This is a genomic window from Streptomyces sp. NPDC002867, assembly GCF_053591895.1.
The window spans coordinates 1-18,021 of record NZ_JBSFUR010000054.1 but is presented as its reverse complement, the minus strand read 5'-3'; the positions used below and the strand labels follow the sequence as shown (position 1 = coordinate 18,021).

Sequence of the window (18,021 nt, the reverse complement as noted above, 5' to 3'; positions counted from 1 at the left end):
CGAGAGACTTTAATGAATATGATTTTCATTTCGCAAGGCTTCGGTCGTCGGGAAGAGGGTGATCCGGGTAACACACCGGCCATCCGCCCACCGGGTCGCGCCCCACCCGCCCCGCCACGCCCAGCACATCGGCGAGCAGCGCGGGCGTGACGACGTCCGCGGGAGGCCCGTCGGCCGCGACGACTCCCGAACGCAGCGCGACGATCCGGTCGGCGAACCGGGCCGCGTGGCCGAGGTCGTGCAGCACCATCACGACGGTCAGGCCGCGCTCCTCGCGCAGCCGGGCGACCGTACGCATCACCTCCAGCTGGTGCCGCAGGTCGAGGTAGGTGGTCGGTTCGTCGAGCAGCAGCAGTCGCGTGTCCTGGGCCAGGGCCATCGCCAGCCGTACGCGCTGCCGCTCACCGCCGGACAGCGCGTCGACCGGGCGATCGGCCCACGCGGCCACCCCCACGTCGGCCAGAGCCCGCGCACAGACGGCGTCGTCGCCGTCGCGGAGCATGCCGAGCGGGCCGCGCGCCGCGTACCGCCCCTGGCGCACCAGTTGACGTACCGTCATCCCCGGGACGGGCGGTGCCGACTGGTGCAGCAGCGCGACACGGCGGGCGGCGGCGCGCCGGCCGAGCCGTGCGAGGTCGTCCCCTTCGAGGAGGACCCGGCCCGCCGAGGGCCGCAGCAGCCCGGCGCAGAGTCTGAGCAGGGTGCTCTTGCCGCAGCCGTTGAGGCCGACGAGGGCGACGGACTCACCGGCGCCGACGTCGAGATCGACACCGGCGAGGACATCGCGTCCCGGGTATCCGAAGCGCAGGCCCTCGATTCGCAGGGTGCCGCTCCCGGGCGTCGCGTCGCGGGGCAGGGACCGGTCGCCGGCCGTCGTGGTCATGTGTCCTCCATGAGTCGTGTTCGCGAGAGGTGCGGTCGGCGGGTGCCGGGAGGCCGCGCGTCCCGGCGTCCGTCGCGGGTCATCCCTCCGCCGTGCCGCGGCGGGCCACCAGCAGCAGAAGGACAGCGCCCGCACACGTCGTCAGCGCGCCCGTCGGCACGCTCAGCCGGTCCATGTCCAGCGCGGCTGCCAGCGCCCGGGACAGCCACTGCGAGCCCGCGTCCGCCCCGCACACCACCGTCGCGCCGAGCAGGGCCGCTCCTGGCAGCGCCCGGCGCAGGTCCGCGCCGAACAGCGCGAAGGCCAGGTGCGGTACGAGCAGTCCGACGAACCCGAGGGCGCCGACGGCCGAGACGGCTCCCGCGGTCAGGGCGACGGCACACACCAGGGCGCCCACGCGGGCCCGCCCGGTCGCCAGGCCCGCGGCCGCGGCCTGCTCGTCGCCGCAGCGCAGCATCGTCAGCGGTACGGCCATCGCGCAGGCCGCGATTCCCCACACGGCCGCCCAGGGCCACAGCAGGCGCCAGTGGTCCCACACCCGGCCCTCGGTGGAGCCGACGAGCCACTGCACGACGCTGCCCAGTTCGCCGGGGGCGACCAGGAGCACCATGGCCGTCAACCCGGACAGGACGGCGGAGACCAGCACTCCGTGCACGGCCGTCTGCGCCGGATCGGCCTTCTGACGCCCGGCGAGCAGCCACAGCAGGCCCGCGCCCGCGAACCCGCCGAGGCACGCCGCGGCCACGACGGCCTCCGGCGAACGCCATCCGGCGAGTCCGAGTCCGGTGGCGGTCACCGCGCCGAGCACCGCCCCGGGTGTCACGCCGGTGACCTCGGGCCCGGCGAGCGGGTTGCGCAGCGCGGACTGGAGCACGATGCCCGCGAGACCCAGGCTCGCACCCGCGGCGAGCGCCACCAGAGCGCGGGGCAGCCGCAGTTGGAGGACGACATGCCGTGCGGTGGTCTCTCCCCCGCCACCGAGCGCCTGCCACACATCCGCCGGCCCGAGCGACCGCCCGGCCACGAGGTCCGCGCAGCCGGCGACGACGACCGCCAGCGCCAGCAGGGCGAGCGGCCACCCGCCGGTCCTCCGCGCCCGTACGGGCCGCTCGGGCGGCGGCTGTTCGCCGCGGGCGGGGCGTTCGTCCGCGACCGGTGTGCCGTTGCGGCTCATGCGTCCGCCACCGCCTCGGCGGTGGAAGGCCGCCGTGCCTGGGCGCCGGTGCGCGCCTTCAGCAGGGCGACCCCGGCGGGAACGCCCAGGAGAGCCGTCCACGCGCCGACCGGGGTCTCGATCGGGGCGAGGGCGAGCCGGGCGGGCAGGTCGGCGCAGGCCACGATCACCGCGCCCCACACCGCCGACCACGGCAGCCAGCCGACCGCGTCCGAGCCCGGCCGCAGCCGGCGGGCGAGATGGGGCGCGAGGAATCCGGCCCAGGCGACGGGCCCGCAGACGGCGACGACCGGGGCGATGAGCAGCACGGCGATGGCGAGGGCGGCGAGCCGGGCACGCCGTACCCGTAGGCCCAGCGCCTGCGCGTCGTCGTCGCCGAGCCGCAGGACCGACAGCACCGGTGCGCACAGCACCAGCGCGGGCGCCGCGACGGCGAGCCAGGGCCACACCCCGTCCACGTCGTGCCAGGTGCGGGCCGACAGGCTGCCGAGCAGATAGCGGTAGATCAGCTGCAGGTCGAGCTGGTCGGCCAGCACCATCAGCACGAGCAGCGCCGCCTGCAGCGCCGCCGCCACGGCCGCCCCGGTCAGCAGGACCGCTGACGGGCTGCGCCCGAAGCCGGCGGCGAGCAGGGTCAGTACGCCTCCGGCCGCCGCTCCGGCGAGTGCCAGCAGCGGTTGGAGGGCGAGGGGCACGGACAGGGCGAGGACGAGCGGCGCCGCGACGCCGAGGGCGGCGCCCGACGACACGCCGAGCAGCTCGGGGACGGCGAGCGGATTGCGCAGCGCCTCCTGGAGCACGAGCCCTGCCGAGCCGAGGCAGGCCCCGGCGACGAGCGCCAGGACGAGCCTCGGCAGGCGCAGTTCGGTGACGACGACGCCCGCCAGGGTGTCGCCGTCGAAGGCCGCGGGCAGCTGGTGCGGCGGCACGTACGGGGTGCCCAGGCACAGCGCGCACAGGGCCGCGACGGCCAGCAGCCCCGACGCGGCGACGACGTGGCGGGTCACTTCAGCCTGGCCGTCGCCTCGTCGAGGACGACGCCGAGCGAGCGGGTGCCGCGTCCCTTGGCCCACACCTCGGAGTCGACCTCGTAGACCTTGCCGTTCTTCACCGCGGGAATCTGCGACCACAGGGGGTTCTCGGCGAGCTTGTCGGACAGCTTCTCCTCGGCCGGCCCGCCGAAGGACAGGGTCTCGACGAACAGGACGTCGACATCGCGCGCGAGGATCTCCTCCATGCTGTACGAGCCCTCGACACCACGGCTCTTCCACGGGTAGTCGGAGATCTTCGGGAAGAGCCCGGCGGCGACGTCGTTGCCGGGAGTGGCCACGCCGAAGTTCTCGTCGCTGCCGAAGACGATCAGTGACGTCTCGGCGCTCCTGCCGGACTCGGCGTCGGCCAGCTTGTGCCTGAAGGCCCGCTCCGCCTTCTCGCCCTGCGCGGTGCGCCCGGTGAGCGCGGCGAGGTCGCGCAGGTACCCGACGCTGTCCTCCCAGGTGGCCGGCTGTACGGGCCAGAAGACGGTGGCGCCCTTCAGCGCGGGCGCGAGCTTGCCGTGTGTGTCCTCGAGACCGATGACGAGGTCGGGCTCGTGGGACAGGATCGCCTCGGCCTCGGGGCTGAGGAAGCCGCCGGGCACGACGGGAATCCGGGCGGCCGCGTCCTTGCCGAGGAAGCGTGGATGCGCGAGCAGCCCGGAGTTGGTGGCCACGGGCTTCATGCCGAGCTCGGTCAGCATGTCGTCGCACAGGGCGACGAGGCAGACGACGCGGACGGGCGGCTTCTCGGTGGCGACGGTGACGCCCTTGGCGTCGGTGATCTTCCTGGCGGCGGTGATGGGCTCGACCGTCACCTCGGTCTTCGGTCCCGCGTCGGCCGGCTTGTCCTCGCTGCCGCCGGTGGCGGCTCCGCAGCCGGACAGCAGGACTCCCATGACGGCGGCGGCGGCCCAGCGGCGGACGGCCCTCAGCGCTCGGTGCGACATCGCACTCTTCTCTCTCGGTTCGGTTCGGCCGGACTCGGCCACCCAGAGTTCTACATGATAATCATTCCCAACAAGACATCCGCCCTCTCTCTGGAGACCGTCATGACCGAGGCCACCTCCGCGCCCCCTCGCCTGCTCGTCGCCGACCAAGTGACGGGGGGCGTACGGCTGCTGGACCTCCCCGACGGCCGCGAGCGAGGCCTGGTCGAGGGCCGCCACCTCGCCGAGCACGCCGGATTCCTCGCGCTCCCCGGCGACCGGACCGCCTTCGTCGACGACCTCGCCGGCGAGCTCGTGGTCCTCGACCCGTACGGCCCCGACGCGGGACGGCCGCTCGTCGAGGCGACCGTGCCCGTGGCGATCCCCGCCGAGCACCTGGCCGCCGACCCGACCGGCCGGCTGCTCGCCGTCACGACGGGCCTCGGCCGCAACGGGGAACCGTGGAGCGACCTGCTGACCGCCGTGGATCTCGCCGCGCCGGGCGGGCCGCGCGCGGTGCGCGTGCGCACGGACGCGGGTGAACCAGGTGTCACCGTGCTCGGCCCGTCCGCCCCCGCGCACTCCACGGAGCCGACGGACGTCGACACCGGCCGCGCATCCGGCGACGCGCTGGTCGTCCTGCGCCACCGCGAACCCGGCTCGCTCACCGTCCACCGGCACACCGAGCTGATGGCCGCCGCCCCCGCCTGTCCGCCCGCCGTCCCCGCGGCCGATCTGCCGCTCGCCGACGACGACGGCCACGGCGACGCCCACGATCCGCTGACCGGGCGGGTGTTCGCCGCAGCGGGCTCCGGGGTGCACCGCGCGCGTCGCGCGGGCGGGTCCCTCGTCAGGGAGGAACCGCTGCCGTGGGGCGGCCCTGGCCGCGGCTACTATCTGCGCCTCGACCCCGCCCGCCGCGTCCTTTGGTCCTGTGTGCGCGGCGGACCCGCCGACCCGGGCCGCTGGCCCGAGTGGTCCAACGACGCGTGGTGGCACGGCCTCGACTCCGGTGCGGTGGGGCGGCTGCCGCTCGGGCCCGGCCTCGTCTTCCGGCTGGCCGTGGCCGCGCGCCACGTCGCCTACGCCCGGGTCCACCCGGACGGCGACGAACTGGTCCTGATCGCCACGGACTCGACCACGCCCCGCGTCACCGCCCGGCTGCCGCTGCCCGCCATGGACGGCGCGCCCCGGCCGGGCGGGACACCGTGGGACGGGGTGCAGCGCCGGGCGATCGCCGCGTCACCCGGATCTCCTCTCGTGGCGGTCACTCGTGGGGGCCACGGCGAGATCCATCTCGTTGACGCCGACTCCGCGTCGGCGCCGAACGCACCGGTCACCACGCTGTCCGTGCCGACACCGCTCAACGACGGGGGCCATCTCGCCCTGGTCACCCCCGGATCCTGCGCCCACGGCGACCCGGTCGGCCGCTGAAGATTGTGAACTGATTCACTCGACCCCTTGGCCACGCATGCCCATCCGTGCTGAGATGCCGTCTGACTCAACAGCTCAATGGCGTGCTCGGGGAGGGCAAGTGGCGTATACCGCCATGTCTGGTTCCGGAACCACAGCAGGTGACGATCCCCTCCAGACCGCGGTATGGCGGCTGCGTTCACGCGGCTGTTGGACCGACGCTGCGGCTCTCCTCGCGCCGCACGCCGCGGACCCGGCGGCGGCTCTGGAGCGTGCCGGGCTCCTCGTCGAGCGCTGCCTGTTCACCTGCGACGGATGGGCCGAAGCAGAGGACGCGCTGCGCACCGCCGAGGCCGCTGCCGGTGACGACGAGGAACGCGGCGGCGCGGCGAGCGAGCGCGGCCGGCTGGCGTACGCGGCGACCCGGCTCGGCGTACGGGACCGGGCCGACGAGGCACGCTCCGCTCTCGGCCGGGCCACGGCGCTGCTCGCGCCCTCGTCGCCGCGGCGCCCGCTGCTGGACTTCCGGCGCGGACTGGTCGCCGAGCACATCGCCGACGCGCCGCAGGCGGCGCGTGCCGCGTACGAGAGGGCCCATGCGGGAGCCGCCGCGCACGACGATCCCCTGCTGCTGTCCTTCACCTGGCAGCAGCTCGCCGGGATCGCCCTGCGCGAGGGCGAGTTGACGCAGGCGCGGCACGGCTTCGCGGAATGCCTGCGCATCCGCGAGGAACTGGGCTACCTGATCGGTACGGCGCCCGCGCTCGCGGGGCTCGCCGACTGCGAGCCGGAGCCGGAGGCGGGACGCCTGCGCGCGGAGGCACGCCGTCTGTTCCGGCTGCTGGGCGGCGTACCGGTGTGGCTGAGCCCCCAGTTGTCGCCCGCGGTGCCACCACAGGGCTCCCCCGTCCGTCCCGAGTCCGCCGCGTCGTGAGAACCCGCCGCAGGGAAGGGGACGTCCCGGAGCCGCGGACGCGCTGGGACGAGATCACCACCGGTCTGTGGATGGGCGGCCACGTCTGGACCGACGGGGTGCGCCCGCATCAGGACGTGGTGGTGGGGCGGGAGTTCGACCTGGTGGTCAGCCTGTGGACCCGCGAGGGCCACGGCCCGGCCGCCGGTGTCGAGCACCATGTGGTGCCCATCCCGGACGACTGGCTGACCGCGGGCGAGATCGACAGCGTCCGCCGCGTCGCGGAGGTCGCGGCCGACGCCGTACGGGCCCGCCGCAAGGTCCTCGTCCGCTGCTACTCCGGCTACAACCGCTCGGGCCTCGTCGCCGCGCAGACCCTGATCGAACTGGGACACGACAGCGAGGGCGCGATCGACCGCGTCAGGCTGCGCCGCTCGTCCTGGGCGCTGCACAACCCGGCCTTCGAGCAGTACCTGCTGACCGGTCTGGACGTCGCCTCGCTGCTGTCCGGTCTGGAGCCGCCCGACTGACCCGCGCCGGTCACCCCAGCCAGGGCAGGGCCGCTGCGGGGTTCAGCAGGACCACGAGCACGCCGACCGCGACGGCGATCCAGACGAAGGTCCACACCCGGCTGCGCCGCTCGCGCGTCTGCCGGCCGGGCCAGGCGCGCCATCCGTCGGGCTGCGCCTGTACGGGCCTGCCCCTGCGCACGAGGCGCCGCACGCGGCCCTGCTGCCGCGCGGCCTCCTCGTCGGCCCGGCGCAGCCGTTCGGTCACCATCCGCGCCCGCGCGGACGGCTCCTTGGGGGCCGCGAGACGGGCGGGCCCCTCGCTCTCGATCTGGAACCTCGCCCATTCCTCGTCGGATATGGACGACTCCGGCGTCTCCGACAGCTCCCCGTTCATCGAACCCCCCTCGCTCGTGGACACGGCCGCACAGGCTAGTCCAGGGCCCTCGGGGAGGGTCACGCGGGTCGCAGTGCCACGAGCATCTCGTCGGTGGCGAGGGCGAGTTGGCCCTCCTGGAGGACCGCGACGGCGCGGATCGCGGGCCCCGGGCGGAAGGCCCGCGCCTCCCCCGGTCCGGGGTGGTGCAGTTCGACGAGTCCGTCCTCCCAGGCGACCGCGACGGCCGGGCCCCGCGCGGTGGGCGCGGCGTGCAGGGCAACGACGGGGCAGGCGCGCTCGGTCAGCGGATCCGGCTGGGGTGCGCTGCCGGGAGTCCACAGGCATACGGCGCCGTCCGCGCCGCCGCTGCACACGAGGGTGCCGGTCGCGGCGAGCGCGGTGACCCGGCCGGAGTGCGGTGCGGCCTGGTGCAGCCCGGCGGGTCCGAAGGCGTGCACGGAGCCCACGCGGTCGCCGACCAGCACGGTGTCGCCCGCCGCGGCGAGCGCCGTGCCCGGGTGGGCGGCAAGGGTGGCGGTGACGGCTGCGGTCAGCCGGCTGCCGGCGCCGCGGGTGTGCAGGCGGCCGCGTTCGTCGAGGAGCAGAAGGGTGCCCTCGCCCGTCGCCGCCATCGCCCTGACCCGGCCGGGCAGGGGCGCCGTATGGGGCTCGGCGTCCAGATGCCGTACGGCTCCGTCGCGTCCGGCGATCAGCAGCCTGCCCGCGGCGACGGTCAGCGCGGCGACGGGAGCGGCCGGGGGCGGTTCCGCGTCGTCCGGGCCGCGCGTCCACACGACGCTCCAGCGGGCCCCGGCGGCCAGTTCCGTGAGGGCGGCGCGCAGGTGCGGCCCGGCCGAGGCCGGCAGAGCGGCGAGCAGCGCCAGGGCGCGTTCGGCCGGTTCCTGGTCGCGTATCAGCGCCTGCCCCGCGCGCAGCCAGGCCGCCCGCAGCCCGCCGTAAGCACCGCCGTCCCTCTCGTACGCCGCCGTGATCCCCAGCGGCTCGGCGGCGCACACAGCGGTCGGGTCGGCGAGGTCCACCGGTTCGCGGGGCGGCGGGCCGCTGTCCGCGGCCTCCTCGACGACCACCCGGACATGGCCGAACTCCCGCAGGATGCGGGCGAGTTCGCCGACGGCCGCCGGGTCCTGACCCGGCTGCCCGAGCCGCAGGGTGCGCGGCGCTCCGGACAACAGGGCGGACTGGAGTTCCGCGGGGGTGCCGGCGACCACGCCGAGCTGGTTGGCCGCCGCCCATACCGTTCCGCGCACGCCTGCTCCCGTCAGATGTCGGAACCGGTGAAGTGTTCGCGCACCAGGGACTGCACGACCGTCAGGTCCTGGGCGATCAGGGCCTCGAGGAGGGCCATGTGTTCGGCGGCGTCCGCGACCAGGTCGGCCCGTCTGGTGACGGGGGCGGCGGTGAGCGGCCACTGGGAGCGCCGGTGCAGGTCGTCCGCGACGGCGAGGAGCTGCTGGTTGCCGGCGAGGGCGAGGACGGCGTGGTGGAAGGCGCGGTCCGATTCGGCGTATCCCGCGCGGTCGCCGGTCGCGGCCGCCACGGCCGTCGCCTCGGCGAGGGGGCGCAGCGCGATCCACCGCGCGGCGGGGACTGTGCGGGCGAGGCGGAGCATGACCGGCACCTCGATGAGAGCGCGCACCTCGGCCAGCTCGGCGAGCTCGCGGGGCGTGCGCGCGAGGACGCGGAAGCCGCGGTTGGGCACGACCTCGACGGCGCCCTCGGTGGCGAGCTGCTGCATCGCCTCCCGTACGGGGGTCGCGGAGACACCGAAGCGTTCGCCGAGGACGGGCGCGGAGTAGACCTCGCCGGGGACGAGGTCTCCGTCGACGAGAGCGGTGCGCAGGGCCTCGAGGATCTGGCCCCGGACGGAGTGGCGGCGGACGAGCCGCGGCGCCGGGGCGGGGGGCTCGCTGTGGGTGTGCTCGCCGCGGGCCTCTTCCGGCAGGCGGGGGCCGCCCTGGGCGGGAACGCGTGCGGACGCGTGCGGCCGGTCGGCGGCGTCACGCGCTCGGGCCTGCTCCACTCGGGTCCTCCTCCTCCGGCCGGGCCACGGGCCCGGCTGGCGTTGCGAGGCCCCTGTGCACGATAGGCGTGTGAGGCCGCAGTTCAAACATCGAACCGATCGGGTAAGGTAAGCCTAACCTGCTAACGATCGCGATTCGGTGGTCCCCGGCATGACCCTTCCTGCTCTGTTTCCCGGCGTCGCCTCCCCCGTCGGCGACGCCTACGAGCGTCTGGCGGACGTCTTCCCCGGCCTGCGCGTCCAGGAGCTGGGCGACGGCGAGCCGACACCCGACGGGGCGGGCTGGGTCCGCGCCGGCGATCTCGCGGCGGGCGGCCCCGGCCTCGACTCCTTCCTCGCCTGGGACAACGCGCAGGTGCTGCGGGACTACGGGCAGCAGGCCCGCCCGGACGTCGTCGCCAGCTTCGGCCTGCACCGCTACGCCTGGCCGGCGTGCCTGCTGATCACCGTCCCGTGGTTCCTGCACCGCCGGGTGCCGAGGGCTCCGGTCGAGGACGTGGCCTTCCAGCGCGCGCTCGGGCGCATGGCGGTCCGTGTGCGCTCCTTCGCGTGCCTGCCGGACGATCCTGCGGCCGCCCTGCCGGGCGCCCGTGTGGTGCCGGACGAGGAGGCCCTGCGCGAGGAGGTCCGGGCCGCGGTCGCCGAGCACATCGGTCCCGTGCTGGAGGGCTTCGGCCCCCGGATGCGGCGCGGCAGGCGCGCCCTGTGGGGCATGGCGACGGACGAGGTCGTCGAGGGCCTGTGGTACATCGCACACCTGCTCGGCGAGGAGGACCGCGCCGTCGCGGAGCTGGAGCTGCTGCTGCCGGGCACGGCCAAGCCCTACGTGGGCACCGCCGGCTTCCGCGAGCTGACCGGGCCGGACGGCGAGCGCCTGCCCACCCGCGACCGGGCGAGCTGCTGCCTGTTCTACACACTGCGCCCCGAGGACACCTGCGTCACCTGCCCGCGCACCTGCGACGCCGACCGCGTGGAACGGCTGCGGCGCGGCGTGTGAGCCCCGCCCCGCGGCATCAATCGGGGTCCTCGGATCCACGCCACTCCTTCGAGTGGCTTTGAATCGAACGCAACTCCCGTCTCTCGCAGGTGAGTTCGACCAGATCGCACCTATCCGTGCGCCCGAGCGCCCCGTTGGCGTGCTCTTGAACCGAAACCCCTTGGACGTCGCGCGCCGTCGGCCAATATGGCCGCCGAACGCCTACCGCGATGCAAGGGACACCGCATGAGACTGAGCGACATATCGCTGGACTGGCTGCTTCCGGGCGGCGTGATGCTGGTGGGAGTCCTGGCGGCGGTGGCGGTGCTCACGCGCGGCAAGCGCGCCGGGGCCAAGGCCGCGGCCGAGGACTCCTGGGAGCGCAGCGAGGAACGCCGCAGACGCAAGGAAGCCGTCTACGGCAGCGCCTCCTACGTACTGCTCTTCTGCTGCGCCGCGGTGGCCGCCGCGCTCTCCTTCCACGGCCTCGTGGGCTTCGGGCGGCAGAACCTCAACCTCTCGGGCGGCTGGGAGTACCTGGTGCCCTTCGGGCTCGACGGGGCGGCCATGTTCTGCTCCGTCCTCGCCGTGCGGGAGGCCAGCCACGGTGACGCCGCGCTCGGCTCGCGCCTGCTGGTGTGGACGTTCGCGGGCGCCGCGGCCTGGTTCAACTGGGTGCACGCGCCCCGTGGTCTCGGCCACGCGGGCGCCCCGCACTTCTTCGCGGGCATGTCCCTCTCGGCCGCGGTCCTCTTCGACCGCGCGCTGAAGCAGACCCGCCGGGCGGCGCTGCGCGAGCAGGGCCTGGTGCCCCGCCCGCTGCCGCAGATCCGCATCGTCCGCTGGCTGCGGGCCCCGCGGGAGACGTTCGCCGCCTGGTCGCTGATGCTCCTGGAAGGCGTGCGCACCCTCGACGAAGCGGTCGACGAGGTCCGCGAGGACCGGCGGGAGAAGCAGCAGAACCGGATGCGCAGGCGGGACCGGGAGAAGCTGGAGCGCGCCCAGATCAAGGCGTACAACCGGCAGCACCGGGCCTGGGGCCTGGGGCGGGCCGTGCGCCCCGCGGAACTCCCCGCGCTCGGACCGGCGGGCGGCGCGCAGGGCCAGGCGCCGCCCGGCGGGTCCCTGGTGGAGCCCTCGGGAACCGTTGTGGAGCCCGCCATAGCGGAGCCCGGACCACTGCCCGCGCGCTCCTGGCCCTCCCTGCAGGCGGTCAAGGGTCCCGAGCCCGTCACGGTGGACCTGACGGCCGAGGACGACACCCTGACGCTGCCGCGTCTCGACTCCCTGGAGCAGAAGCTGAAGGACCTGGAGCGGCAGTTCGGCTGAACGGCCGGGAAACGCGGGGCGGTCGGGGCTTTGGGCCTCAGGCCGCCCCGGCGTGCAGCTCGAACCACACCACCTTGCCCACCCCCTGGGCCGTGCGCACTCCCCACGCGTCGGCGAGTCTCTCCACGAGGACCAGTCCCCTGCCGGACGTACCGAGGTCGGCGGTCGGTACGTCCGCGACGGGCAGTCCGGCCATGAAGTCGCGGACCTCCACATGAAGCCGCGAGTCCTCGACCGTGGCCGTGACCACCGCACCCTGGTCGGTGTGGATCAGCGCGTTGGTCACCAGCTCGCTGGCCAGCAGCTCGGCGACGTCCGCCGCGTCCGCGGGGCTGCCCGCGTCCGGCTCCGGCCACTTTTCCAGCAGGTCGCGTAACGCGTGCCGCACTTCGGGCACGGCGGTCAGATCACCGCTGCCGAGTCTGCGGTGCAGCCGCCCGCGTACTCCAGCGCCCCCGTGACGTTCAGCCATCGATCCCCCACCCACACGTCGGAACGAGTCGTGATGCGCATGTGTTCACGGGATGCATGCCCCGCGCGCAGGGCGCCACTCATGGGATTCCACGGACGGCTGCTTCCGTGCGGTCAGGGCCTGGGCACGTTCCGCAGGTTGGAGCGTGCCATCTGGAGCATCCGGCCGACGCCGCCGTCCAGCACGATCTTGCTGGCGGACAGCGCGAAGCCGGTCACCATCTCGGCGCGGATCCTCGGCGGGATGGACAGCGCGTTCGGGTCGGTGACGACGTCGACCAGCGCCGGCCCCTTGTGCCGGAAGGCGTCCTTGAGCGCGCCCGCGAGCTGCTTGGGCTTCTCCACGCGCACGCCGTAGGCGCCGGCGGCTCGTGCGACGGCCGCGAAGTCGGGGTTGTGGTTCGCGGTGCCGAACGACGGCAGTCCGGCGACCAGCATCTCCAGCTCGACCATGCCGAGGGAGGAGTTGTTGAACAGCACGATCTTCACCGGCAGGTCGTACTGGACGAGGGTGAGGAAGTCGCCCATCAGCATGGTGAAGCCGCCGTCGCCCGACAGGGAGACGACCTGCCGCCGCCGGTCGGTGAACTGGGCCCCGATCGCCTGCGGCAGCGCGTTCGCCATCGAGCCGTGGCTGAACGAACCGATGATGCGGCGGCGGCCGTTGGGGGTGAGGTAGCGCGCGGCCCAGACGTTGCACATGCCTGTGTCGACGGTGAACACGGCGTCCTCGTCGGCGAGTTCGTCGACGACGGAGGCGACGTACTCGGGGTGGATCGGAACGTGCTTCTCCACCTTGCGGGTGTACGCCTTCACCACGCCTTCCAGGGCGTCCGCGTGCTTCTTCAGCATCTTGTCGAGGAAACGGCGGCTGGTCTTGGCCCGCACCCGCGAGATGAGGCAGCGCAGCGTCTCGCGCGCATCGCCCCACACCGCGAGGTCGAGCTTGGAGCGGCGGCCGAGGTGTTCGGGCCGGACGTCGATCTGCGCGATCTTCACGTCGTCGGGGAGGAAGGCGTTGTACGGGAAGTCCGTGCCGATCAGGATCAGCAGATCGCACTCGTGGGTGGCCTCGTACGCCGCGCCGTAGCCGAGCAGTCCGCTCATGCCCACGTCGTAGGGATTGTCGTACTGAATCCACTCCTTGCCGCGGAGCGCGTGTCCGACGGGTGACTTGATGCGCTCCGCGAACTGCATGACCTCGGCGTGCGCGCCGGCGGTGCCGCTGCCGCAGAAGAGGGTGACGCGGTCGGCCTCGTCGATCATGGCGACGAGCTTGTCGAGCTCTGTGTCGCCGGGACGGACGGTGGGGCGGGTGGTGACCAGCGCGTGCTCGATCGTCTTCTCGGGCGCCGGCCGGTCGGCGATGTCGCCCGGCATCGACACCACGCTCACCCCTCCGCGGCCGATCGCGTGCTGGATCGCCGTCTGGAGGAGGCGCGGCATCTGCTGCGGGCTGGAGATCATCTCGCAGTAGTGGCTGCACTCGCGGAACAGCTGGTCGGGATGCGTCTCCTGGAAGTAGCCGAGGCCGATCTCGGAGGAGGGGATGTGGGAGGCGAGGGCCAGGACGGGCGCCATGGAGCGGTGGGCGTCGTAGAGCCCGTTGATGAGGTGCAGGTTGCCCGGTCCGCAGGAGCCCGCGCAGGCGGCGAGGCGGCCGGTGATCTGCGCCTCCGCGCCGGCGGCGAACGCGGCCGTCTCCTCGTGCCTGACCTGGATCCAGTCGATGGCCGCGTTGCGGCGGACCGCGTCGACGACGGGGTTGAGGCTGTCGCCGACGACGCCGTAGAGCCGCTGGACGCCTGCGCGGACGAGGATGTCGACGAACTGCTCCGCCACGTTCTGCTTGGCCATGGGTGCGTGCCCTTTCTGGTGGACCTCGATGTCCATCAACCCATGGCCGGGCGTGCCGCGCCTGTGCGGTTACGCCTCCCAGACGCCGACGGCTGTGCGGTCGTCGGCGTACCCCTTGACGCGGAGCTGGATGTCCGCGAGGAACTGCGTCATGCCGGGAGGACCGGAGCCCTCCCACCGCTGGGCGAGCGTCGCGGCGAGCGCGGGCTCGCCCCGCAGGGGCTCGGCGAGACCGTTGCCGCACAGCAGGAGGGTGTCGCCCGGTCGGGCGACGGAGGCACGGAAGCGGAACGGTTCGGCGGGCGGTGGGGACGTGGTGATGTCCGGGTCCGTCGTGAGCCGGTCGCCCCCGTCCGGGGTCTCGGCGGGTGCGCCCTCGGCCTTCTCGGGGACGAGCGGCTCGATGTCCTGCCAGACCCCGTCGCGCAGCCGGAAGAGGCCGCCTGCGCCGGCACCGAAGAAGACCCGGGTGCGGCAGTCCGGGTCGGCGGACAGCAGGAGGCAGCGGATGCCGACGCTGTACTGCTCCGGCTCCAGACCGAGTTCGGCGGCGCGGGCGCGGAGCTTGCCGAAGCCGCGGTCGGTGAGGCGGTGCAGCCCCGACTTGAGGTCGTCCCGGCGGCCGGCCCTTATGTCCTCGGCGAGCCGCGCGTGACTACGGCCGACGGCCGTGCCGATCCAGCGGGTGGCGTCGGCGGCGGCGAGGTGGGCGTGCTCCGTGTGCCGGCTGCCGCCGGCGACGGCGACGAGCACGAGGGCGGCGGGTCCGGTCCCGAACCGGGCGGTGAGGAGGGCGTCGCGGCGTGGTTGGCCGCGGTACCGCGCGGAATCGCCGCGCACGGAGGCGGCGCGCAGGGTGTACGTGCCGTACCGGGCCCCGTCGATGACGGTGTCGGCGACGAGCTGCTCGAGCGCGAGCGCCTCGGCGGCGGGCAACGCGGTGGGCTCGGCCTCGTAGGTGGGAGGCCCGCCCCCGACAACCCCGACCCACGGCCGCGCATCGCCCTCCGGGCCGGGCGCCCCGCCCACCGCGCCCGCGCCGTCGGCGGCATCCTTTCGGCGTCCGCTGCCGTCGGGCGGCGTTTGCGGCGGACCGGCCTTCGCGGACGGCCCGTCAGGCGGCCACGCGGGCGGCACCGACGGCGGTGGCGGAACCCCCGCCGCGGACGCCCTCCACGAATCGCCCTCGGCGGACGGACCGCCCGGCGCACCGGCGCCGGGCACGCGCTCGGGCCCGGAACCGCCCTGCGCGGGCACCCCTCCCGGAGGCGCGGGTGGCGCCGCCGACGGCAGAACAGCCGCTTCGGCTGCGCCCGCATCCTGTCGGTGCCCGCCACCGTCGGGCGGCCCGCCCGACGCCGGAGCGCGCGTACCCGCCTGAGGACCAGCGCCAGTCGGCGACGGCGGCGAACCGGCCTTCGCGGACGGCCCGTCAGGCGGCCACGCGGGCGGCACCGACGGCGGTGGCGGAACCCCCGCCGCGGACGCCCTCCGCGAATCGCCCTCGATGGGCGGCCCGTCCGGCGGGGACGGGGTGCCGTCCCCGCAGGCGCGGGGGCGGCACACCGTGCCCGGCGCCGAGGCGAAGCGCGTGTCGAGCGTGTCGTCCGTGCGCGTCGGGCCCGGGCCCGTGTCCGGCGCGGAGTCGTCGTAGAGCCTGCTCCACCAGTCGTCCTCGGCGGTCGGCCTGCCCGGCCTCTCCCCCTGCTCACTCATGCCCTTATTGTCCACCGCAAGAGGCGGGTGAAACCGGGGCATCCGGGGATTCCCACCCGTGAAGGTGGTCCGCCGGGCGGCCCAACCCCCCACGGGAAGGTCGCCCGGCGGACCGTCGTGGTCAGCGCACGGCGTATGCGCCGACCACGAGCTGGGGGACGGAGGTGCCCTTGGCGTCCGTCAGTTCGGTTTTCAGAGTGACCGTCCGGCCCGGCGCACCCGCGTGGTTCACGGTCGCCGTCCACGAGGCGTCGCCCCGCTTCTCGGTGGCTGCTCGGTCCACGTGTCGCCGCCGTCGTACGAGTACGACAGCTTTGCGCCGGTCAGTTCACCGGACTCGTAGCCCGCGTGACCCGTGGCGCTCGGAGCGATCCGCATCGCCGTCGCTCGCCGCGACCGTCTTGAGGCCGTCCTCCGGGAGGCCGTATCCCGGGAAGAGCAGCGGAATTCCTTGCGAGTACGCGCTCTCGTCCAGGCGGGAGCGGAACTTCCAGGTCGTCAGCAGCTGGGTCGAGCGCTTCCGGACCGCGGCGGGCTGCCCGATCTTCGCTTGGTTGAGCGACAGTTCGTACAGCGCGTCGTCCGACGGGACCTCGAAGACCCCGAACGGAAAACCAGTCTGCCCTATCTCTTCCCCGTTGCGCATCAGCCGCAGAGTGCCGATGTCACCGAACGAGCCTGCCACGGCGGAGTGTTGACTGTCGCCCCACAGCGCGGGGCCACCCCGATGAGGATGCAGCCGGCGGTCGGGCGCCACATGGCAGAGGAACGACCGGTGCGGGGATGATGGGCGCGGCGGGTTTGCGCCGTGGCCGTTTCCGCCACGGAGGCGAAGAAGTGCACGTCCGGGGAGGGGCATCGTGCTGGGAGCGATAGGGCTCAACGAGAGACAGGAGACGGCCTACCGCGCGCTCGTCGCGCTCGGAGCCGCGGAGATCACCGATCTCGCGCACCGGCTCGCACTGCCGGAGACGGAGACGGAGCGTACGCTGCGGCGGCTGGAGCAGCAGGGCCTCGCGGCCCAGTCGTCCGCGCGCACCGGGCGCTGGGTGGCGGCTCCGCCGGGCGTCGCGCTCGGAGCGCTCCTGACCCAGCAGCGGCACGAGCTGGAGCAGGCGGAGCTGGCGGCGGCGCTGCTGGCGGAGGAGTACCGCGCGGAGTCGGAAGAGCCCGCCGTGCACGACCTGGTGGAGGTGGTGACGGGCGCGAGGGCCGTCACGCACCGTTTCGTCCAGTTGCAGCTGGGCGCGGCCGAGGAGGTCTGCGCGCTGGTCACGGGACGGCCGGTCGCGGTCAGCGGCATGGACGACGAGGCGGAGGAGAAGGCGGCGACGCGCGGGGTGACGTACCGGGCGGTCGTCGAACGCGAGGTGCTGACGATGCCGGACGGCATCACGGAGCTGACCGCCGCCCTCGGCCGCGACGAGCAGGTCCGGGTGGTGGACCGGGTGCCGACCAGGCTCGTGATCGCGGACCGTTCGCTCGCGATGGTGCCGCTGACCGGGCGCGGCGCGGAGCCGGCGGCGCTGGTCGTCCACGCCAGCGGCCTGCTGGAGTCGCTGACGGGCCTGTTCGAGGCGGTGTGGCGCGACGCGGTGCCGCTGCGGCTGGGCTCCGGGGGCCGTTCGGTGACCGAGACCGCCGCCGTGGGACCGGATGCCACGGATCTGGAGATCCTGTCGTTACTGCTCGCCGGGATGACGGACGCGAGCGTGGCCAAGCAGCTGGACCTGGGTCTGCGCACGGTGCAGCGCCGGGTCAAGGGCCTGATGGAACTCACCGGTGTCACCACCCGCCTGCAGCTCGGATGGCATGCCTGTGCGAAGGGGTGGGTGGCTCGCGACCTGCGGGGACGCCCCTGATCCTGCACTGTGGTCGCATGGGCGTGTGGCAGCTGCTGATGGTCGGCGGTGTGATGCTGCTGGGTCTTCTGGGCGTGCTGCTGCCGGGAGTGCCCGGCCGGTGGCTGGTGTGGGCCGCGGTCCTGTGGTGGGCGATGCACGAGCTGTCGGGACCCGCGTGGGCGCTGCTGGTGGGCGCGACCGTGGTCCTGCTGATCAACCAGGTCGTCGTGTGGCTGCTGCCGCCGCGCAGGCTGAAGGGGGCGGCCGTCACCCGCCGGGCGGCCCTCTACGGGGGTGTGGGGGCACTGGTGGGTTTCGTGGTGGTGCCCGTGGTGGGGGCGGTGCCGGGGTTCATCGGCGGGATCTACGTCTGCGAGCGCCGGCGCCTGGGGGGCCACGGCCAGGCGAAGGCGTCGACGCGGTCGGCGATGCGCGCGGCGGGCACCAGCGTACTGGTGGAGCTGTTCTGCTGCCTGCTGGTCGTGGGCGCGTGGGTGGCCGTCGTGCTGGGCGGCTGATGCAGGTGCCGTGCCCCCGGGGCTTCCCGGGGGCC

Annotated in this window: 18 protein-coding genes and 1 pseudogene; 7 read left to right on the top strand and 12 right to left on the bottom strand. The window is 74.2% G+C overall.

Features of this window, described 5'->3' with window-relative positions; all coding sequences use genetic code 11:
* Nucleotides 1–9 precede the first annotated feature (9 nt).
* The 4 genes and pseudogenes from ACWD0A_RS30620 to ACWD0A_RS30605 form a co-directional block, all read right to left on the bottom strand.
* Nucleotides 10–883, bottom strand: a pseudogene (locus tag ACWD0A_RS30620) (ABC transporter ATP-binding protein).
* Nucleotides 884–962: 79 nt separating this feature from the next.
* Nucleotides 963–2,057: a FecCD family ABC transporter permease gene (locus ACWD0A_RS30615; RefSeq protein ID WP_451303367.1), complete on the bottom strand. Its 1,095-nt coding sequence runs from the start codon at nucleotides 2,055–2,057 to the stop codon at nucleotides 963–965.
* Complete coding sequence (locus ACWD0A_RS30610) at nucleotides 2,054–3,064, bottom strand: FecCD family ABC transporter permease (protein ID WP_451303365.1); 1,011 nt, start codon at nucleotides 3,062–3,064, stop codon at nucleotides 2,054–2,056. Before ACWD0A_RS30610 ends, ACWD0A_RS30615 begins: the two co-directional genes overlap by 4 nt.
* Nucleotides 3,061–4,041 (bottom strand): ABC transporter substrate-binding protein, encoded by a 981-nt coding sequence (locus ACWD0A_RS30605; protein ID WP_451303363.1) that lies wholly within the window; start codon nucleotides 4,039–4,041, stop codon nucleotides 3,061–3,063. Before ACWD0A_RS30605 ends, ACWD0A_RS30610 begins: the two co-directional genes overlap by 4 nt.
* Nucleotides 4,042–4,143: 102 nt before the next feature.
* Here ACWD0A_RS30605 and ACWD0A_RS30600 point away from each other — a divergent pair, with 102 nt between their 5' ends.
* From ACWD0A_RS30600 to ACWD0A_RS30590, 3 genes are all read left to right on the top strand, one after another.
* Nucleotides 4,144–5,454: a hypothetical protein gene (locus ACWD0A_RS30600; RefSeq protein WP_451303361.1), complete on the top strand. Its 1,311-nt coding sequence runs from the start codon at nucleotides 4,144–4,146 to the stop codon at nucleotides 5,452–5,454.
* A gap of 115 nt (nucleotides 5,455–5,569) precedes the next feature.
* The gene (locus tag ACWD0A_RS30595) at nucleotides 5,570–6,367 is read left to right on the top strand and encodes a hypothetical protein (RefSeq protein ID WP_451303359.1); all 798 of its coding nucleotides are present in this window, start codon (nucleotides 5,570–5,572) and stop codon (nucleotides 6,365–6,367) included.
* Entirely contained in the window at nucleotides 6,364–6,876 is a 513-nt protein-coding gene (locus ACWD0A_RS30590) for a protein-tyrosine phosphatase family protein (protein WP_451303357.1), read from the top strand. The genes ACWD0A_RS30595 and ACWD0A_RS30590 overlap by 4 nt, the downstream gene beginning before the upstream one ends.
* A 10-nt stretch (nucleotides 6,877–6,886) precedes the next feature.
* On the opposite strand, the gene ACWD0A_RS30585 is transcribed toward ACWD0A_RS30590, so the two are convergent.
* Genes ACWD0A_RS30585 through ACWD0A_RS30575 form a run of 3 tightly spaced genes read right to left on the bottom strand, consistent with a single transcriptional unit; the run spans nucleotide 6,887 to nucleotide 9,275 of the window.
* The gene (locus ACWD0A_RS30585) at nucleotides 6,887–7,276 is read right to left on the bottom strand and encodes a hypothetical protein (protein ID WP_451303355.1); all 390 of its coding nucleotides are present in this window, start codon (nucleotides 7,274–7,276) and stop codon (nucleotides 6,887–6,889) included.
* 35 nt (nucleotides 7,277–7,311) lie between these two features.
* Nucleotides 7,312–8,502, bottom strand: coding sequence for a hypothetical protein (locus ACWD0A_RS30580; RefSeq protein WP_451303353.1), 1,191 nt, complete (start codon nucleotides 8,500–8,502; stop codon nucleotides 7,312–7,314).
* Between the two features lie 11 nt (nucleotides 8,503–8,513).
* Nucleotides 8,514–9,275, bottom strand: coding sequence for a GntR family transcriptional regulator (locus ACWD0A_RS30575; protein WP_451303351.1), 762 nt, complete (start codon nucleotides 9,273–9,275; stop codon nucleotides 8,514–8,516).
* 151 nt (nucleotides 9,276–9,426) lie between these two features.
* Between ACWD0A_RS30575 and ACWD0A_RS30570 the strand changes: the two genes are divergently transcribed.
* Nucleotides 9,427–10,272 carry a (2Fe-2S)-binding protein gene (locus tag ACWD0A_RS30570; RefSeq protein ID WP_451303349.1) on the top strand — a complete coding sequence of 282 codons (846 nt, stop codon included), beginning with the start codon at nucleotides 9,427–9,429 and terminating at the stop codon, nucleotides 10,270–10,272.
* A 225-nt stretch (nucleotides 10,273–10,497) separates the two neighbouring features.
* On the top strand, nucleotides 10,498–11,580 hold the full coding sequence (locus tag ACWD0A_RS30565; RefSeq protein ID WP_451303347.1) for a DUF2637 domain-containing protein: 1,083 nt from the start codon (nucleotides 10,498–10,500) through the stop codon (nucleotides 11,578–11,580).
* A 37-nt stretch (nucleotides 11,581–11,617) separates the two neighbouring features.
* Here the strand turns inward: ACWD0A_RS30565 and ACWD0A_RS30560 are convergent, their stop codons facing one another.
* The 5 genes from ACWD0A_RS30560 to ACWD0A_RS30540 all read right to left on the bottom strand — a co-directional run bounded on the left by ACWD0A_RS30560 (nucleotide 11,618) and on the right by ACWD0A_RS30540 (nucleotide 16,309).
* On the bottom strand, nucleotides 11,618–12,052 hold the full coding sequence (locus tag ACWD0A_RS30560) for an ATP-binding protein (protein ID WP_451303345.1): 435 nt from the start codon (nucleotides 12,050–12,052) through the stop codon (nucleotides 11,618–11,620).
* Between the two features lie 113 nt (nucleotides 12,053–12,165).
* Nucleotides 12,166–13,908, bottom strand: coding sequence for a pyruvate dehydrogenase (locus ACWD0A_RS30555; RefSeq protein ID WP_451303344.1), 1,743 nt, complete (start codon nucleotides 13,906–13,908; stop codon nucleotides 12,166–12,168).
* Between the two features lie 69 nt (nucleotides 13,909–13,977).
* The gene (locus ACWD0A_RS30550) at nucleotides 13,978–15,666 is read right to left on the bottom strand and encodes a protein phosphatase 2C domain-containing protein (protein WP_451303343.1); all 1,689 of its coding nucleotides are present in this window, start codon (nucleotides 15,664–15,666) and stop codon (nucleotides 13,978–13,980) included.
* Nucleotides 15,667–15,745: 79 nt separating this feature from the next.
* Nucleotides 15,746–15,907 (bottom strand): hypothetical protein, encoded by a 162-nt coding sequence (locus ACWD0A_RS30545; RefSeq protein WP_451303341.1) that lies wholly within the window; start codon nucleotides 15,905–15,907, stop codon nucleotides 15,746–15,748.
* 45 nt (nucleotides 15,908–15,952) lie between these two features.
* Entirely contained in the window at nucleotides 15,953–16,309 is a 357-nt protein-coding gene (locus ACWD0A_RS30540; RefSeq protein WP_451303339.1) for a hypothetical protein, read from the bottom strand.
* Between the two features lie 175 nt (nucleotides 16,310–16,484).
* Here ACWD0A_RS30540 and ACWD0A_RS30535 point away from each other — a divergent pair, with 175 nt between their 5' ends.
* Together ACWD0A_RS30535 and ACWD0A_RS30530 are read left to right on the top strand one after the other, a co-directional pair.
* Entirely contained in the window at nucleotides 16,485–17,486 is a 1,002-nt protein-coding gene (locus tag ACWD0A_RS30535) for a helix-turn-helix domain-containing protein (RefSeq protein ID WP_451303337.1), read from the top strand.
* A 17-nt stretch (nucleotides 17,487–17,503) separates the two neighbouring features.
* A complete protein-coding gene (locus tag ACWD0A_RS30530; RefSeq protein ID WP_451303335.1) occupies nucleotides 17,504–17,986 on the top strand; it encodes a DUF456 domain-containing protein in 483 nt (160 codons plus the stop codon).
* The last annotated feature ends 35 nt before the right edge of the window (nucleotides 17,987–18,021 follow it).

Bases quoted from the DNA above. Each gene is read 5' to 3' on its own strand.
- ACWD0A_RS30615 (WP_451303367.1), bottom strand. From the start codon at position 2,057: ATGAGCCGCAACGGCACACCGGTCGCGGACGAACGCCCCGCCCGCGGC.
- ACWD0A_RS30605 (WP_451303363.1), bottom strand. From the start codon at position 4,041: ATGTCGCACCGAGCGCTGAGGGCCGTCCGCCGCTGGGCCGCCGCCGCC.
- ACWD0A_RS30600 (WP_451303361.1), top strand. From the start codon at position 4,144: ATGACCGAGGCCACCTCCGCGCCCCCTCGCCTGCTCGTCGCCGACCAA.
- ACWD0A_RS30595 (WP_451303359.1), top strand. From the start codon at position 5,570: ATGTCTGGTTCCGGAACCACAGCAGGTGACGATCCCCTCCAGACCGCG.
- ACWD0A_RS30570 (WP_451303349.1), top strand. From the start codon at position 9,427: ATGACCCTTCCTGCTCTGTTTCCCGGCGTCGCCTCCCCCGTCGGCGAC.
- ACWD0A_RS30565 (WP_451303347.1), top strand. From the start codon at position 10,498: ATGAGACTGAGCGACATATCGCTGGACTGGCTGCTTCCGGGCGGCGTG.
- ACWD0A_RS30560 (WP_451303345.1), bottom strand. From the start codon at position 12,052: ATGGCTGAACGTCACGGGGGCGCTGGAGTACGCGGGCGGCTGCACCGC.
- ACWD0A_RS30555 (WP_451303344.1), bottom strand. From the start codon at position 13,908: ATGGCCAAGCAGAACGTGGCGGAGCAGTTCGTCGACATCCTCGTCCGC.
- ACWD0A_RS30550 (WP_451303343.1), bottom strand. From the start codon at position 15,666: ATGCCCCGGTTTCACCCGCCTCTTGCGGTGGACAATAAGGGCATGAGT.
- ACWD0A_RS30530 (WP_451303335.1), top strand. From the start codon at position 17,504: ATGGGCGTGTGGCAGCTGCTGATGGTCGGCGGTGTGATGCTGCTGGGT.